Origin of the sequence: Streptomyces sp. NPDC088097, from assembly GCF_044741845.1 — a bacterium.
GTDB lineage: Bacteria > Actinomycetota > Actinomycetes > Streptomycetales > Streptomycetaceae > Streptomyces.
Genome location: NZ_JBIUTJ010000001.1, coordinates 1,244,935 through 1,260,665, shown reverse-complemented (window position 1 = coordinate 1,260,665; position 15,731 = coordinate 1,244,935). Strand labels below are relative to the sequence as shown.

The 15,731-nt window shown below is 71.8% G+C and carries 21 protein-coding genes; 18 read left to right on the top strand and 3 right to left on the bottom strand.

Annotation, left to right across the window (positions count from 1 at the left end):
* Positions 1-24 precede the first annotated feature (24 nt).
* From ACIOD1_RS05865 to ACIOD1_RS05815, 11 genes are all read left to right on the top strand, one after another.
* Positions 25-744, top strand: coding sequence for a DUF2993 domain-containing protein (locus ACIOD1_RS05865; protein WP_365620593.1), 720 nt, complete (start codon positions 25-27; stop codon positions 742-744).
* Between the two features lie 155 nt (positions 745-899).
* Positions 900-989 (top strand): Ms5788A family Cys-rich leader peptide, encoded by a 90-nt coding sequence (locus ACIOD1_RS05860; RefSeq protein WP_365620591.1) that lies wholly within the window; start codon positions 900-902, stop codon positions 987-989.
* Between the two features lie 194 nt (positions 990-1,183).
* Positions 1,184-2,029, top strand: a complete 846-nt coding sequence (locus ACIOD1_RS05855) for a sulfurtransferase (protein ID WP_365620589.1) — start codon at positions 1,184-1,186, stop codon at positions 2,027-2,029.
* Between the two features lie 78 nt (positions 2,030-2,107).
* Positions 2,108-2,398 (top strand): DUF1416 domain-containing protein, encoded by a 291-nt coding sequence (locus ACIOD1_RS05850; protein WP_365620586.1) that lies wholly within the window; start codon positions 2,108-2,110, stop codon positions 2,396-2,398.
* A gap of 131 nt (positions 2,399-2,529) precedes the next feature.
* Complete coding sequence (locus ACIOD1_RS05845) at positions 2,530-2,820, top strand: DUF3099 domain-containing protein (protein ID WP_365620583.1); 291 nt, start codon at positions 2,530-2,532, stop codon at positions 2,818-2,820.
* Between the two features lie 101 nt (positions 2,821-2,921).
* Positions 2,922-3,767 carry a hypothetical protein gene (locus ACIOD1_RS05840; protein ID WP_401900353.1) on the top strand — a complete coding sequence of 282 codons (846 nt, stop codon included), beginning with the start codon at positions 2,922-2,924 and terminating at the stop codon, positions 3,765-3,767.
* Positions 3,764-4,570, top strand: coding sequence for a hypothetical protein (locus ACIOD1_RS05835; RefSeq protein WP_401900350.1), 807 nt, complete (start codon positions 3,764-3,766; stop codon positions 4,568-4,570). The genes ACIOD1_RS05840 and ACIOD1_RS05835 overlap by 4 nt, the downstream gene beginning before the upstream one ends.
* A complete protein-coding gene (locus ACIOD1_RS05830; RefSeq protein ID WP_401900348.1) occupies positions 4,567-5,430 on the top strand; it encodes a hypothetical protein in 864 nt (287 codons plus the stop codon). Before ACIOD1_RS05835 ends, ACIOD1_RS05830 begins: the two co-directional genes overlap by 4 nt.
* Before the next feature lie 275 nt (positions 5,431-5,705).
* The gene (locus ACIOD1_RS05825) at positions 5,706-6,278 is read left to right on the top strand and encodes an FABP family protein (RefSeq protein WP_365620571.1); all 573 of its coding nucleotides are present in this window, start codon (positions 5,706-5,708) and stop codon (positions 6,276-6,278) included.
* Between the two features lie 103 nt (positions 6,279-6,381).
* A complete protein-coding gene (locus tag ACIOD1_RS05820) occupies positions 6,382-6,807 on the top strand; it encodes a Fur family transcriptional regulator (protein WP_365620568.1) in 426 nt (141 codons plus the stop codon).
* 52 nt (positions 6,808-6,859) lie between these two features.
* Positions 6,860-7,828, top strand: a complete 969-nt coding sequence (locus tag ACIOD1_RS05815) for a YgfZ/GcvT domain-containing protein (RefSeq protein ID WP_401900344.1) — start codon at positions 6,860-6,862, stop codon at positions 7,826-7,828.
* A 72-nt stretch (positions 7,829-7,900) separates the two neighbouring features.
* Here the strand turns inward: ACIOD1_RS05815 and dtd are convergent, their stop codons facing one another.
* A complete protein-coding gene (gene dtd, locus ACIOD1_RS05810) occupies positions 7,901-8,326 on the bottom strand; it encodes a D-aminoacyl-tRNA deacylase (protein WP_136213713.1) in 426 nt (141 codons plus the stop codon).
* 132 nt (positions 8,327-8,458) lie between these two features.
* On the opposite strand from dtd, the gene ACIOD1_RS05805 reads away from it, so the two are divergent.
* From ACIOD1_RS05805 to ACIOD1_RS05790, 4 genes are all read left to right on the top strand, one after another.
* Positions 8,459-9,055, top strand: a complete 597-nt coding sequence (locus ACIOD1_RS05805; protein ID WP_401900342.1) for an AmfC protein — start codon at positions 8,459-8,461, stop codon at positions 9,053-9,055.
* Between the two features lie 73 nt (positions 9,056-9,128).
* Positions 9,129-10,376, top strand: a complete 1,248-nt coding sequence (locus ACIOD1_RS05800) for a GNAT family N-acetyltransferase (RefSeq protein WP_365620559.1) — start codon at positions 9,129-9,131, stop codon at positions 10,374-10,376.
* A 54-nt stretch (positions 10,377-10,430) separates the two neighbouring features.
* Complete coding sequence (locus ACIOD1_RS05795; protein WP_401900339.1) at positions 10,431-11,201, top strand: putative protein N(5)-glutamine methyltransferase; 771 nt, start codon at positions 10,431-10,433, stop codon at positions 11,199-11,201.
* Between the two features lie 54 nt (positions 11,202-11,255).
* Entirely contained in the window at positions 11,256-12,176 is a 921-nt protein-coding gene (locus ACIOD1_RS05790) for a sigma-70 family RNA polymerase sigma factor (RefSeq protein ID WP_365620553.1), read from the top strand.
* Between the two features lie 71 nt (positions 12,177-12,247).
* On the opposite strand, the gene ACIOD1_RS05785 is transcribed toward ACIOD1_RS05790, so the two are convergent.
* On the bottom strand, positions 12,248-12,586 hold the full coding sequence (locus tag ACIOD1_RS05785) for a DoxX family protein (RefSeq protein WP_401900337.1): 339 nt from the start codon (positions 12,584-12,586) through the stop codon (positions 12,248-12,250).
* Between the two features lie 149 nt (positions 12,587-12,735).
* Between ACIOD1_RS05785 and ACIOD1_RS05780 the strand changes: the two genes are divergently transcribed.
* The 3 genes from ACIOD1_RS05780 (at position 12,736) to ACIOD1_RS05770 (ending at position 14,257) form a co-directional block, all read left to right on the top strand.
* Positions 12,736-13,134, top strand: a complete 399-nt coding sequence (locus ACIOD1_RS05780) for a helix-turn-helix transcriptional regulator (RefSeq protein WP_365620548.1) — start codon at positions 12,736-12,738, stop codon at positions 13,132-13,134.
* A gap of 26 nt (positions 13,135-13,160) precedes the next feature.
* Positions 13,161-13,751 carry a hypothetical protein gene (locus tag ACIOD1_RS05775; RefSeq protein ID WP_365620545.1) on the top strand — a complete coding sequence of 197 codons (591 nt, stop codon included), beginning with the start codon at positions 13,161-13,163 and terminating at the stop codon, positions 13,749-13,751.
* 164 nt (positions 13,752-13,915) lie between these two features.
* Entirely contained in the window at positions 13,916-14,257 is a 342-nt protein-coding gene (locus ACIOD1_RS05770) for a DUF2516 family protein (RefSeq protein ID WP_365620543.1), read from the top strand.
* 34 nt (positions 14,258-14,291) lie between these two features.
* Here ACIOD1_RS05770 and ACIOD1_RS05765 read toward each other — a convergent pair whose 3' ends face one another.
* Positions 14,292-15,596: a PP2C family protein-serine/threonine phosphatase gene (locus ACIOD1_RS05765; protein ID WP_401900332.1), complete on the bottom strand. Its 1,305-nt coding sequence runs from the start codon at positions 15,594-15,596 to the stop codon at positions 14,292-14,294.
* Positions 15,597-15,731: the final 135 nt, after the last annotated feature.

The following is a 15,731-nucleotide window of genomic DNA, read 5'->3' as shown; positions in this document are numbered from 1 at the left end:
ACCGACAAGTAAGGGGGAGGGCGCGTGCGTTTTCTGCGCTTCGTGGTGATCTTGGGTGTGATTCTGGGGGCCCTGTTCGTGGGCGCCGACCGGTGGGCGGTGAGCTACGCCGAGAACCGGCTGGCCGAGCGGATACAGGCCCGTCAGGGCCTCGCGGGCAGCGCCGAGGTGGACATCAAGGGGTTCCCGTTCCTGACCCAGGCCCTCAGCCACGACCTCCAGCGGGTCGACCTCAAGCTGACCGGCGTCGACGCCACCGCCGACGGCCGCAAGACGCGGCTCTCGCAGCTCGACGCGAGCTTCCACGAGGTGAAGCTGAACGGGGACTACACCGGCGGCACCGCCCGCCGCGCCGAGGGCACGGCGTTGATCAACTACGAGGACCTCACCAAGGCCTCGCAGAACGGAGTGACCCTCACCTACGGCGGGGCGCCGAACAAGGTGAAGGTCACCGCCACGCTGGACTTCCTCGGCCAGAGCCTGACCCGCAGCGTGGTGTCCACCATCACGCTCGCCGACGCCAAGGACGGCGGGGGCGGCGCCAAGACGGTGCGGGTGCGTGCGGACTCCGTACCGGGTGAGGGCATCCCCGGGATCGAGAGCGCGGTCCGCAAGAGGACCGACTTCGACCGTCGCATCGACGGCGGTCTCCCGGACGGCCTCCAGCTGACCGCGCTGACCTCGGACGCGGCCGGCGTCCACCTCTCGCTGAGCGGCGCGAACGTGGTGCTGGCCGGATCGTGAGACGGTGCGGTCCGCTCCGTAGGAGGATGGGCCGCGCGAAGAGCCCCGGAGGCCGTCATATGGCCTGCCGGGGCTTTCTCGTCCCGCCATACGGACGATCCTGTCTCGACATATGACACGGCGGTGACAGAGCGGTCGATTCGTCCCTACGATCCATGGCTATGAAGCATCAGCAGGCGGACCTCACGAAGCGGCGGGCAGTAGACCTGTGTCGCGTCGCCGCCATGCTCTGTCGCTGCATGTGAGGTGTGAGCCTTCCGCTCCACCGGCCGCAGCGACGGCCCTTCGTCCCGTGTGACCGCCCCCGCGAACACCTCCCGACGCCTCCCCGCGCGGGGACCGTGAGCGAGATCCGCGGCGGTTCGCACGCACCGGCACCACTCAGTCCCGCAGCAGGACCAGTACAGCCCCGCCGCACACTGCCCCGGAGGAGAACACCATGAGCCGCAGCGACGTCCTTGTAGACGCCGACTGGGTCGAGGCCCACCTGAACGACGACAACGTCGTGATCGTCGAGGTGGACGAGGACACGTCCGCGTACGACAAGAACCACATCACCAACGCGGTCCGGATCGACTGGAAGCAGGACCTCCAGGACCCGGTCCGCCGCGACTTCGTGGACCAGGAGGGCTTCGAGAAGCTCCTCTCCGCCAAGGGCATCGCCAACGGCGACACCGTGGTCCTCTACGGCGGCAACAACAACTGGTTCGCGTCCTACGCCTACTGGTACTTCAAGCTCTACGGCCACCAGGACGTGAAGCTCCTCGACGGCGGCCGCAAGAAGTGGGAGCTCGACTCCCGCGACCTGGTCGACGGCAAGGACGTCCCGAACCGCCCGGCCACCGCGTACAAGGCCCAGCCGCAGGACAAGTCGATCCGCGCCTTCCGTGACGACGTCACGGCCGCGATCGGCGTCCAGAACCTGGTCGACGTCCGCTCGCCCGACGAGTTCTCCGGCAAGCTGCTCGCCCCGGCCCACCTCCCGCAGGAGCAGTCGCAGCGCCCCGGCCACGTGCCGAGCGCCCGCAACATCCCGTGGTCGAAGAACGCCAACGACGACGGCACCTTCAAGTCGGACGACGAGCTGACCGCCCTCTACCAGGCCGAGCAGGTCGACCTGGCGAAGGACACCATCGCCTACTGCCGCATCGGTGAGCGCTCCGCGCTCACCTGGTTCGTGCTGCACGAGCTGCTGGGCCAGGAGAACGTCAAGAACTACGACGGCTCCTGGACCGAGTACGGCTCGCTGGTCGGCGTGCCGATCGAGCTCGGCGCCAACAAGTAGTCCCGCCGGGGGGTCGGGCACGCGACGCCCGCCCCCCGCCCCGTACCAGCAGTACCTCTCTAGGACAGGACAGAGAACATGTGTGGAGCTCAGATCGGCGGGCCCGACCTCTCGACGCTCAAGCCCGGTGAGACCGCGATCCAGGGTCAGGTGACCAAGGACGGCGAGCCCGTCAGCGGTTACGTGCGCCTGCTGGACTCGACCGGCGAGTTCACCGCCGAGGTCCCGACGTCGGCCACCGGCCAGTTCCGCTTCTACGCGGCGACCGGCTCCTGGACCCTGCGCGCGCTCGTCCCCGGTGCCACCGGCGACCGTGCCGTGGTGGTCGCCGAGGCCGGCGGCGTGACGGACGTGGCCATCGCGGTCTGACCGCTCGCTCGAACGGCCGGAGGGCCGCACCCCAGGGGGTTGGACGCCACTGGACGGGGTGCGGCCCTTCGCGCCGTCCGGAGCCGCGTCGTCCGCCTTGTCTTCGGGGCGCGCGGACCTACGCTGGAGACATGTACGCGCGGCGCCGACGTGCCTATTTCCTGCTCATGGGCGGATGCCTGTTCCTCTTCGTCTCCGCCTGGTCCTTCGTGCGGCTGTTCTCGGTCGAGGCGGCCGTGGCCCTGTGCGTGGTCGCCATGGTCATCCCGCCGATCGCGGCGATGGTCGCGAACCGGCGCGGTCCCGACGACCGCTGGTGGGACGACCCGTCCGGGGACCGGAAATCGGATGAATGGTGGGACGAACTGGACGGAAAGCGGCGCCGTGACGAAGATGATAACGGGCCAAAACCACCGCTATAAAAATGTAATAAGAATCTATACAACTGCCCTTCCCCGGGACTGGTCTTCGGTGTGCGCGGGTAAACGCACCGGCGCCTCCAGCCCTGTGGGGGGAACTTTCCTTGCAAGCAGACCAGAGCATTCCCGAGCCGCGTAGCGGGGCCGAGAATGCGCCGGAATCGGACACTCCGGAGTTTCCGGCGACACCTCCCGAGACTCCGGACGCCACCGGTTCCGAAGCCGTCCCGGCGCGCCCGCGCCGCCGTGGCCGGACCACGCTCCTGATCGCCGCGGCCCTCGTCCTCGGCGCGATCGCCGGCACGGCCACGGGCTACGCGATCCAGTACCACCGCGAGCCCACCCCGCTGGCCCCGCTGGCACAGCAGAGGCTCGTCACCCCCAAGGCCCTCGCGCCGGACGACGCCACGACCAACAAGACGATCAACGCGAACCGTTGGCACAAGACGGACGACGACCTCGCGAAGCTGCTGATCGAGGCGCCGCCGGGAGCGAAGGACGTAGGCGTGGGCTACGACGCCCTCGACGACTTCTCGGCCCCGTACGAGAAGCCCGGCAAGGCCCTCGAAAGCTTCGCCGAGGCCGACTTCCGGCGTTCCGTCACGCGCACCTGGACCGAGGGCGACATCGTGGTCGAGGCCCAGCTGGTGCAGTTCAAGGACCACCACGGCGCCGACAAGGTCCAGCGGGGCCAATCCGACTTCATGTCCGAGAAGAAGTACGCCGGTAACCCCGGCGTGGCCATCCCGGGTTTCCCGGCCGAGCTCGGCCACGTCTGGGTGTACTCGGACACGTTCGAGGAACCGGGGTACTACCCGATCCGCGAGGCCAGGGCCATCGCCCGCCGGGGCGACATCGTCCTGCAGATCTTCTATGTGGACCGGAGCGCCGGGAACATCCCCGAGGCCGACGTCATCGACCTGGCCAAGCGACAGCTGGAGCGACTGTGACCGAGCCGCAGAACCAACCGACGGCCGGCCCCCAGGACGCGCCGCCGCAGGACGCGGCCGTGCGCGCGGGCAGCCGCCGCAAGCCCTTCGCGTACGCCGCGGGGGCCGTGGCCCTCGCGCTGCTCGTCGGGGGCGGCGTCTGGGCCTCCGCCGCGATCGCCGACGCCGACCGGGTGGCGCCCACCGCCTACTGGGCCGCCGCCGGCAAGGAACTCCCGAAGGCCGAGTCGCCCTCTCCGGTGCCCGGCAACGCCCTCTCCTCCAAGCTGCTCCCGGTGCCGAGCGATTTCACGCTCGGTCCGGACCTGGACGACGACGGGAACGACTTCGTCATCAGCGGGGAGAAGGCCGCGGAGGGGATCAAGGAATCCCGCAAGGGACTGTCCTCCTCGGACCGCAAGAAGCGCGACGAGATGCTCGCCGACCTCAAGCTCAAGGGCCTCGCCGGGCGCGGCTACCAGAACGAGGGCCCCGGCATGTTCGCCGTCGAGATCCGACTCATGCAGGCGGACCCGAAGGCGCTGGGGAGCTTCTCGGAGATCGCCAAGAAGTTCCTCGACGCGGTCGGCGACGATCGGGACGCGCCCAAGGTGGACGGTTTCCCGGACGCCAAGTGCTCGCTCATCGAGGTATTCGTCGACAAGGAGAAGGAGATCGACTCCCTCTCCTGCGTGGCCGTCGAGGGTGACGTGCTGGTCAACTTCCGGGCCTACGGCCCCAAGGCCGGCTTCCCGAAGACCGAAGCCGCCGGGTTCTTCAAGAACCAGCTGAACCACCTGAAGTCCCCCGGGGAGTCCGTGTGACCGAGCAGAACACCACCGCCGACCCGGTCGAGGCGCCGCAGGCCGCAGCGCCCGTGGCACCCGCCGCACCCGCGCCGCCGCAGGCCCCCGTCGCTCCCAAGGACCGCCGCAAGCTGCGCGCCGCCGTGCGCTGGACCGCAGCCGTCCTCGTCTTCGGCGCCGCCGGCGCGGGGGCCGCGTTCGGGACGCTCCGGCCCGAGCGCACCGACGTCCCCGGGCTGTCCACCCTGACCGACGGCCGCTGGACCTACCCCGCGCTGAGCAAGCCGACGCTGCCCCCCGGTGCGGCGCTGCCCTTCGCCGACGACAACCCGGACGGCATCCACTACGCCGGTCTCACCCAGCTGCTGCTCCCGGCCCCGGTGGGCTCCACCCCGGATCCCGGGCTGAAGCTGGAGAAGGACTCCGTGGTCGGCGTGGACACCTTCCTGGAGGAGTACGAGAGCACCGCGCGCGAGAAGATGAAGCAGGGGTTCACCGAAGACGGCCTGCGCCAGATCGTCGGCCGTGCGTGGACCACCCCGGACGGCACCCGCACCCGGGTCTACCTGCTGCGTTTCCACTCCTCGCAGTTCGCGGACCTCTTCACGGGCTGCGGCGCCGACATGAACCTGAGCGGCGTCAACCGGATCCTGCCGGACGACGTCTGGGGCAAGGCGCGGGTCGCGAGCAGCACCGTGCCCGCCGGCGACGGCATCAAGGTCATGGAGGAACCCGCCCCCTTCGGCGACGAGCAGACCAGGGTCGGCTGCCTCCAGTCCGGCGACGTCCGGGCCGTGATCCTCCAGAACCACAAGGGCGCGACCGCCACCGTCCCGCTCCACCAAGCGGTGATCCTCCAGAACCAGCTGCTCGGCTGACCGCCCGGGCCGCCCCGCCGGCGGTACGGCCCACCTCGCACGGTGCGCCGGTTCCCGGGCCAGTAGGCTTGGGGACCGGCCCGTACACCGCACCGAATCCTCCGAGGAGCACCCCGTGCTTGAGGCAGTCTTCACCTCCCTGCTGGTCCTGGTCTGCGTCGGCGTGATGGCCTTCACCGGCCTGGCCGTCAAGAAGCTGTACCAGGGTCAGCGCTGAGCATCCGCCCAGCCGACCGCCCCGGAACCCCTCACACAGATCGCCAGAGCTGCCAACCATGATCCAGATCCCGTCCGACCTGAACCCGGGCCTCGTCCCCCTCGCCTTCCTCCTCGGGAACTGGGAGGGAGCCGGCGTCTTCGACTTCCCCGGCGAGGAGAAGTGCAACTTCGGCCAGGAAGTCGTCTTCGCCCACGACGGCCGGGACTTCCTGGAGTACACCTCCCGCACCTGGGTGCTCGACGCCGAGGGCAACAAGGTGCGCCCGCTGGAGTCCGAGTCGGGCTACTGGCGCATCGACGCGGACCGCAAGGTCGAGATCGTCATGGTGCGTGACCAGGGCGTCGTCGAGGTCTGGTACGGCGACCTCGCCGACCAGAAGCCCCAGATCGACGTGGTCACCGACGCCGTGGCCCGCACCGCCGCCTCCGGCCCCTACAGCGGCGGCAAGCGCCTCTACGGGTACGTGAAGGGCGACCTCATGTGGGTCGGCGAGAAGTCCACCCCGGACGTCGAGCTGCGCCCGTACATGTCCGCCCAGCTCAAGAAGGTCGTCACCCCGGAGGAGATCGCCGACATGGCGCGCAACCTCCCGGACCTCCCGGAAGACGGCATCGCCTTCTTCCGCTGAGCGGCTCCGCGCACGCGGACACAAACGGACGCGCGCGCACGCGAAACGAAGAGAGGGGACCGGGGCTCGCCCCCGGTCCCCTTTCCGCGCTTACACTGGCCGGGTGGTGAGCACCGACTGGAAGAGTGACCTGCGGCAGCGCGGATACCGGCTGACACCGCAGCGCCAGCTCGTGCTGGAGGCCGTGGACGCCCTGGAGCACGCGACTCCGGACGAGATCCTCGTACAGGTGCGCAAGACCGCCTCCGGGGTGAACATCTCCACGGTCTACCGGACCCTGGAGCTGCTGGAGGAGCTGGCACTGGTCTCGCACGCCCACCTCGGGCACGGGGCCCCCACCTACCACCTCGCCGACCGGCACCACCACATCCACCTGGTCTGCCGCGAGTGCACCGAGGTGATCGAGGCCGATCTCGACATCGCCGCCGAATTCACCGAGAAGCTGCGCTCCACCTTCGGTTTCCGGACCGACATGAAGCACTTCGCGATCTTCGGCCTCTGCGCCGACTGCGCGGCCAAGAACGCCTAGGCCGTCTCGGACGGCCTAGGGCTCCCGCCTGCGCCGTCGTACGCTGGGGGGCATGACCAGCAGCCCCTTGCTCCATCTTCCCGGCGCCGTACAGGCCGAAGGCCGTGACGAGGGCGTCGCCGCCCACTACGGCGAGCTGTACGGCGAACAGCGCTCCCTCGCCGCCGGCCGCGGCTTCGTCGACCTCTCCCACCGCGGGGTCGTCACCGTCACCGGCCCCGACCGGCTGAGCTGGCTGCACCTGCTGCTCACCCAACACGTCACCGACCTCCCGGTAGGCCAGGCCACCGAGGCGCTGATCCTCTCCTCCAACGGGCACATCGAGCACGCCCTCTACCTCGTCGACGACGGCGAGACGGTCTGGGCGCACGTCGAGCCCGGCACGCAGGGGGAGCTGATCGCCTACCTGGAGGCGATGAAGTTCTTCTACCGGGTCGAAGTCGCCGACAGCACCGACGAGTTCGCCGTCGTCCACCTCCCGGCCGGCTCCATCGCCGAGGTCGCCAAGGAACTCGCCGTCCGCGAGACCCCGTACGGCCGCGACGTGTTCCTGCCGCGCGCCGAGCTGGAGGCCTTCGCCGCCGCCCACGGTCCCGCCGCCGGACTCCTCGCCTACGAGGCCCTGCGCGTCGAGGCCCACCGCCCCCGCCTGGGCGCCGAGACCGACCACCGCACCATCCCGCACGAGCTGGGCTGGATCGGCACCGCCGTCCACCTCCAGAAGGGCTGCTACCGGGGCCAGGAGACCGTCGCCCGCGTCCACAACCTGGGGAAGCCCCCGCGTCGGCTGGTCTTCCTCCACCTGGACGGCTCCGAGGTGCTCCTCCCGGCGCACGGCACTCCCGTACGCCTCGCCGCCGACGGCCAGGAGGGCCGCCAGCTCGGCTTCGTCACCACCGCCGTGCGCCACCACGAGCTGGGCCCGATCGCCCTCGCCCTGGTCAAGCGGAACGTCCCCGTGGACGCCCCGCTGCTGGTCGGGAACACGGCCGCCGCCCAGGAGGTCGTCGTAGCGCCGTAGTGGTAGCGCCGTGGTCGTAGCGCTGTGGTCTTGGCGCCGTGGCCGTAGCGCCCTGGCGGAGCCCGACGCCGCTCAGATGTCGATGACGATGGTGAACGGGCCGTGATTGGTCAGCGAGACCCTCATGTCCGCGCCGAACCGGCCCGTCTCCACCGTCGCCCCCAGCGCCCGCAACTGCGCCACGACCTCATCGACCAGCGGCTCCGCCACCGGACCGGGCGCGGCCGCGTTCCAGGTGGGGCGCCGGCCCTTGCGGGCGTCCCCGTAGAGCGTGAACTGGGAGATCACCAGCAGCGGCGCGTTCACGTCGCTGCACGACTTCTCCGCCTCCAGGATCCGCACCGACCACAGCTTGCGCGCCAACAGCGCCGCCTTCTCCGGGGTGTCGTCGTGGGTCACCCCCACCAGCACGCACAGCCCCTCGCCGACGATCTCGCCGACCGTCTCGCCGGCCACCACGACGCTCGCGCCGTCCACCCTCTGCACCACTGCTCGCATACCACCTGTGTACCAGGCGTGCACCCGTCCGGGGCCGATCGGGTGCACTGGGACTGCATCCGCACCACGGAGAGTGGCACCATGCACGCAGGCGGTGCCCCCAGCACCGGTCGAGGGGACGGACACGAACGCATGAACACCTCTGGTACCTCCGCACCTGCACCTGCACCCGCGCCCGCGTCGTCGCCCGAACAGGGCGCCGCGGGACGGCCGCCCGCCCAGCGCAAGGGCGACACCGGCGCACCGGGGCCGACCACCCCCGCCGCCGCGCTCGGCCTGCCCGAGCTGCGCGCGCTGCGCCGCGACGCCCAGCGCGACGAGGCCGACCTCAGCTACATCCGCAGACTCCTGCACGGCCGCATCGACATCCTGCGCGCCGAACTGGCCCGCCGGACCGACCCCGAGACGCCCGTCGTGGACCGGCTCTCGGAGATCCTCGCGGACGCCCCCTCCACCCGGAGCGCCTCCGCCCGGCACGTCACCCTCGGGACCCCGCACAGCGAGGAGTTCCGCCTGCTCGCGGCGGAGATGCTCACCGACGTGGAGCTGTCGGACCTGGCGGCCCGCACCGACGTCGAACTCCACGAGGCGATGGCCCGGCTGCACCGCTACGAGCGGCAGGTCTCCCACCGTCGCCGACAGCTCCAGCGGACCGCCGACGACTCCAGCACGGAGATCACCCGGCGCTACCGGGAGGGAGAAGCGCAGGTGGACGACCTCCTGGCGTAGGGCACGCGGCCCCGCGGCGCCCCGGTGGAAATTCGGGCGACCCGAGCCGACGAGCCGGTTAGCGTGGCCGATCATGAGTGCTGACGTCCGGCCGATCGCCGCATCCGAGGTCCTTGACTGGCTGACCACCCTCAACACGGGCTTCCTCATCACCACCCCGGTGACGGAGTCCGACGCCGCCCAACAGGTCGAGGACAGCGACCTCACCCGTTTCCAGGGCGCCTTCGACACCGACACCGGGCGCTGCGTCGCGACCTTCCGCTCCTTCACCCAGGAGCTGACCGTGCCCGGCGGGGCCACCGTCCCGGCCGGTGCCATCACCCACGTCGCCGTCCTCCCCACCCACCGCCGGCAGGGCCTGCTGACGCGGATGATGGAGAACGAGCTGGTCGCCGCCCGGGCGCGCGGTGACGTCGTGTGCACACTGACCGCCTCCGAGTACCCGATCTACGGGCGCTACGGCTTCGGCCCCGCGACCTCCTGGCACGAGTGGGAGATCGACGTTCCGCGCACCGGCCTCGACCGTCACCGCCCGGTCCCCGCCCCCGGCGAGGGCCGGATCGATCTGGTCGACGCCGCCGAGGTGCGCCGGGTGGGGCCCGCCCTGCACGAGCGGCTGCGGGCGTCCACGCACGGGGTCATCGACCGCGACGCCCTCTGGTGGGACCGGGCGACCGGGGTGCGCGGGACCTCCTACCGCCCGTACCGGCCGAACACGCACGCCGTCCACCGCGACGCCTCCGGCGAGGTGCGGGGGCTGGCGGTCTACCGGGCCGACGACCTCTGGAGCGACGCGGTGACCCCGCAGCACACCGTGCGGGTGAAGGACCTGATCGCGCTCACCCCGGCGGCGGAGCGGGCCCTGTGGCACTTCCTGTGCTCCGTCGACTGGGTGGTGAAGGTCCGCACCGGGCGCCGCGCCGCCGACGACCTGCTCCCGCAGCTGCTGCCCGACGCGCGCGCGGCCCGGCTGGTCACCGCCGTCGACTTCCTGTGGGTGCGGATCCTGGACGTCGTACGGGCGCTCGGCGCGCGGACGTACGCCGTGCCCGGCACGCTCGTCCTGGAGGTCGAGGACCCCGGGGGCCCGGCGGGCGGGCGCTACCTGCTGGACGCGGGCGCCGGCACCTGTGCCCGTACGGAGGAGCCGGCCGACCTGCGGCTCGGGGTGTCGGAGCTGGGCTCCCTCTACCTCGGCGGGGAGTCGGCGGTGCGGCTGGCCGCGCTGGGCCGGCTCACCGAGGAGCGCCCCGGGGCGGTCGCCCTCGCGGACGTCGTCTTCCGCACCGCGCGCCGCCCCTGGTGCCCCGACAACTTCTGAGCCGCGGGGCGGGCGGATCATGGACTTTCGGCACGAACAGGGAGGGGGCTTCGCATGGTGACGATCGTGGAGCGGCTGCGCGCGGCGGGCTGTGTCTTCGCGGAGGAGGAGGCCGACCTGCTGGTCGCCGCCGCGACCGACGACGGCCACCTCGCGGGCATGGTCGCCCGCCGGGTGGCGGGCGAACCGCTGGAACACGTCGTGGGCTGGGCGGAGTTCTGCGGGCTGCGGATCGAGGTGGGCGCCGGGGCCTTCGTACCGCGCCGGCGCACCGAGTTCCTCGTCCAGGAGGCGCTGGGGCTGGCCCGGCCCGGCGCGGTGGTGCTCGACCTGTGCTGCGGGGTCGGTGCCCTCGGCGCGGCCGTCGCCGCGCAGGTCCCGGGCGGGGTGGAGCTGCACGCCGCCGACATCGACCCGGGCGCGCTGGCGTACGCCCGGCGCAACGTGGCCCCGTACGCGGGCTCCGTGTGGGAGGGCGACCTGTACGGGGCGCTGCCGGCCGGGCTGCGGGGGCGGGTGGACGTGCTGGTGGTGAACGCCCCGTACGTGCCGACCGGCGAGATCGGCCTCATGCCGTCCGAGGCCCGCGACCACGAGCCGTTGGTCTCCCTGGACGGGGGCGCCGACGGCCTCGACGTCCATCGCCGGATCGCGGCGGACGCGGCGCGCTGGCTGGTGCCGGGCGGGCACCTGCTGATCGAGACCAGTGCCCGCCAGTCCCCGGTGACGGCCTCGGCCCTCACGGCGGGCGGCCTCGCGGTCCGGGCGGTCACCTCGGAGGAGCTGTACGCGACGGTGGTCATCGGGCGGGCGTCGGTGGGCTGAGGGCCCGCCGTGACGAGCCGTGCGGTACCCCCCCGTGAGGAAGGAACGCGACAGGTGGACGAGTTCTCGCCGGCGACGACCGTCGGCCGTACGGCCGACGGGTCGACGGAACGCTTCGAGGATCACCGGCCCCGGCTGAAGGCGATGTCCTACCGGATGCTCGGCTCCCTCGCCGAGTCCGAGGACGCGGTCCAGGAGGCGTGGCTGCGGCTGAGCCGGACGGACGGGAGCGAGATCGAGAACCTGGGCGGATGGCTGACCACGGTCACCGCCCGGATCTGCCTCAACCTGCTGCGCTCGCGCGAACAGCGCCGCGAGGACCCCATGGAGCTGCTGGAGACGCGCGTACCCGACCCGGTCGTCAGCCCCGAGCGGGGCGTGGACCCCGAGCAGGAGGTGCTGCTGTCCGACTCGGTGGGGTTGGCGCTGATGGTGGTGATGGAATCGCTGTCCCCGGCGGAGCGGCTGGCCTTCGTCCTGCACGACATGTTCGCCGTGCCCTTCGACGAGATCGCCCCGCTGATCGAGAAGTCCCCGGCCGCGACGAGGCAGTTGGCGAGCCGGGCCCGGCGCAGGGTCCAGGGCCGGGCGCCGGTTCCCGATCCGGACCTCACGCGTCAGCGGGAGGCGGTCGACGCCTTCTTCGCGGCCGCGCGGGACGGCCGGTTCGAGGCCCTGGTCGCCGTGCTCGACCCGGACGTGGTGCTGCGCTCCGACGCCGGCGAGGGGGGCCGCTTCACTGTGGTGCTCACGGGTGCGCGGACGGTGGCGGGCCAGGCGATCACCTTCGGCTCGCTCACGCCGTTCGTACGGGCCGCGCTGGTCAACGGGGCCGCCGGGGTGGTCGTCGTACCGCGGGAGCGGGCGGTGTCGGTGATGGCCTTCACCGTCGTCGGCGGGCTGATCGTGGCGATCGACGTGCTGTCCGACCCGGCCCGGCTGGGCGCGCTCGACCTGGGGGCCTGGGAGGCCTGAGCCCACCGCGGTCCGACCCGGGCCCCCGCTTCGGCGCGGGCCCGGGCCCGGGCCCGGGCCCGGGCTCAGACTCAGGCCAGGAGCAGTGCGGCGGCGGCCGGGGCCGCGTAGATCAACGGGAAGGGGATGTGCGCGTACGAGCGGGCCCGGACGATGGTGATCACGGCCCCGCTGAAGTAGAGCACCAGGCCGATGGCGGCGGCGGCCCCGACGTAGGGGAGGAAGAACCCGGCGATCAGGCCCGCCGCTCCGGCGGTCTTGGCGGCGCCGAGCGGGTTCCACCACGAGCGCGGGACCCCGTACTGGGCGAGCGGCTCGACGACGAACCCGGAGCGGAGGAAGATCGCCGCTCCCGAGAAGGCGGCCATGAAGGCGGCGACCAGGGTGACGACGGTGGCGGTGGTGGTCATCGGATGCTCCTCGGGACGGGCTGCTTCGTGCTCGGCACCCCTATGACCCGTGGCTCGGAGCGGATGTGACAGCCCGCCGAAACTTTCTGGGTGGGAGCTTTTGCAAGCGTCTGCTTGCAAAAGTTAGCAAGCTGGGGGAGGATCGGGGCATGGCATCGCTCAACGTCGGAAACCTCGGCGAGTACCTCCGTGAGCAACGGCGGCAGGCCCAGCTTTCGCTGCGGCAGCTGGCCGACGCGGCGGGGGTGTCGAATCCGTACCTGAGCCAGATCGAGCGCGGGCTGCGCAAGCCGAGCGCGGACATCCTGCAGCAGCTCGCCAAGGCGCTGCGGATCTCCGCGGAGACGCTGTACGTGCAGGCCGGGATCCTCGACGAGCGGGACCGGGACGAGGTGGAGACGCGGGCCGTCATCCTCTCCGACCCGTTGATCAACGAGCGGCAGAAGCAGGTGCTGCTCCAGATCTACGACTCGTTCCGCAAGGAGAACGCGCTGGAGGAGGGGCCGGAGACGGCCGCCGACACCGCGATGCCCCCGACGACGAACTGACGACTGTGATCCGGGAGGACCAGCACATGGCCATCGCCGATGACCTGAAGAAGACCCTCACCGACCCGACCCCCCTCTACTTCGCCGCCGGCACCGCGGACCTCGCCGTCCAGCAGGCCAAGAAGGTGCCCGGCTTCCTCGACCAGCTGCGCGCCGAGGCCCCCGCGCGCATCGAGGCCGTCAAGAACACCGACACCAAGGTCGTGCAGGAGAAGGCCAAGGTGGCGCAGGACGCGGTGGCCGCCAAGGTCGCCGAGGTGTTCGGGGCGATCGACCCGAAGAAGCTGGGCGAGACGGCCCAGGACCTGGCGCTGCGCGGCGTCGGCGTGGCCGCGGAGTACGCGGTCCGCGCCAAGGAGACCTACGACAAGGTCGCCGAGCACGGCGAGCAGGCCGTACGCGCCTGGCGGGGCGAGGTCTCCGAGGACATTCTCGACATCGCCGAGGTCGTCGAGCCCGACGCGCAGCCCGAGCCGAAGGCCGGGGCGGGCGCCAAGGCCGCCTCCGAGCCGCAGCCGGTGCCGGCCCAGGCCGACTCGGAGGAGACGGCCCCGAAGAAGGCGCCGCGGCGCACCGCGGCCAAGAAGGCCGCCGCCGCTTCCGCCGACGAGAGCTGACGCACGGCACCACGGACCGGGCACCCGCGTGGTGTCCGGTCCGTCGGCGTACGGCGAGGCGACCGCGGCGGTAGCGTGGAGCAGGTCGTGCCGATCGACGCGCACGGCCGACGGGCACGGCGGACGTACCCAGTGGCACCGGATGTGAGAGGGCGGGCGAGACGATGCTGATGCAGGGGTTCAACAACGGGGTGCTCCCGTTGTTCGGCTACGCGATGCTGGCGCTCGCCATCGTGGCGTTCGTCCTGGCGGTCCTGCCGAGGGGGGACGCGTACCGGGCGGCCGGCAAGCAGACCAAGACCTTCTGGGCCGTCATCCTGGGCGTCACCGTGCTGGTGGACTTCTTCCTCGGGATGCTTTTCCTGCAGATCGCCGGTCTGGTGGCCAGCATCGTGTTCATGGTCGACGTGCGGCCCGCCCTGAAGCAGGTCTCGGGCGGCGGACGCGGCCGCAGCGGCGGCAGCAGCAGTGACGGCCCGTACGGGCCCTACAACGGCCGACGGTAGCGGCGCCGGGGCTCCGGCCCGCGGGGCTTCGGGTTCAGCCCGCCGAGCGGGAGAGCAGGACGACGGCCACGTCGTCGGTGAGTTCGCCGCCGTTGAGGCGGCGGGCCTCGGTGACGGAGGCTTCGAGGAGGCTCTCGCCGCTCAGCCCGTTGTCCAGGTGCCGGTTGATCATCGCGAGCATGCCGTCCTGTCCGAGGCGCTCGCGACCCTCGCCGATCCGGCCCTCGATGAGGCCGTCGGTGTACATCATCAGGCTCCACCGGCCGCCCAGCTCGACCTGGCGGCGGGGCCAGCGGGCCCGGGGCAGCAGTCCGAGCGCCGGGCCGCTGTTCTCGTAGGGCAGGAGCTGCGCGGGGCGACCCGGCCTGGATATGAGCGGGGCGGGGTGCCCGGCCAGGCACAGGCCGGCGCGTCGGCCGTCCGGGGCGATGTCCACCGTGCACAGGGTCGCGAAGATCTCCTCGCAGGGGCGCTCCACCTCCAGGACCTCCTGGAGGGTGGCCAGCAGGTCGTCCCCGCACAGCCCGGCCAGGGTCAGCGCGCGCCACGCGATCCGCAGCTCGACCCCCAGGGCCGCCTCGTCGGGCCCGTGGCCGCAGACGTCGCCGATCATGGCGTGAACGGTGCCGTCGGGGGTGCGGACGGCGTCGTAGAAGTCCCCGCCCAGCAGGGCCCGGCTGCGACCGGGGCGGTAGCGGGCCGCGAAGCGGAGGTCGGAGCCTTCCAGCAGCGGTGTGGGGAGCAGGCCGCGCTCCAGGCGGGCGTTCTCCTGGGCGCGCAGTTTCGATTCCGCGAGCTTGTACTGGGCGATGTCCGCCCGTTTTCTCTCCACCGCGTAGCGGATGGCGCGGCTGAGCAGCCGGCCGTCGAGCTCGTCGCGGAAGAGGAAGTCCTGGGCGCCCACCCGAACGGCCTCGGCGGCGCGTCCGGCGTCGGCCTCGGCGGTCAGGACGAGCACGGCGTGGCGCGGGGCCATGCGGAGCACCTGGCGCAGGGCTCCGAGACCGTCGCCGTCGTCGGCGCCCGGGGCGTCCGGGCCGGGGAGCGCGAGGTCGAGCAGGACGCAGTGCACGTCAGGTGTGAGCAGCCGCGCGGCCTCGGTGAGGTTGCGGGCGGTGCGCAGCCGGATGCGCTGGCCGTCGGTGTCGAGGATCTCGGGGACGGTGACGCCGCCCGCGGGATCGTCCTCGATCAGCAACAGGGTCAGCGAGGACTGCGGCGCGGGCACGGCGGCGACGGGAACGGCCTGACCGCTCTCCGGGGCCGAGGTCTCCCTCTGCCGCGGTACGGGTACGGGCATCGTTTCCGTTTCCTTGCCTCCCCCCGAGGGTGCGCTCATGCGGCAGACCCTAGCGGGCGGGTACCGGGGAGCGGAATGGCGACCGGGGGGAGGGCCGCCGTCATATGCCGTCATCACGGGGGAAAACCGGGCGGGGGGATGACCAACGTCACCCGACCCCGTCCCACCGTCCCG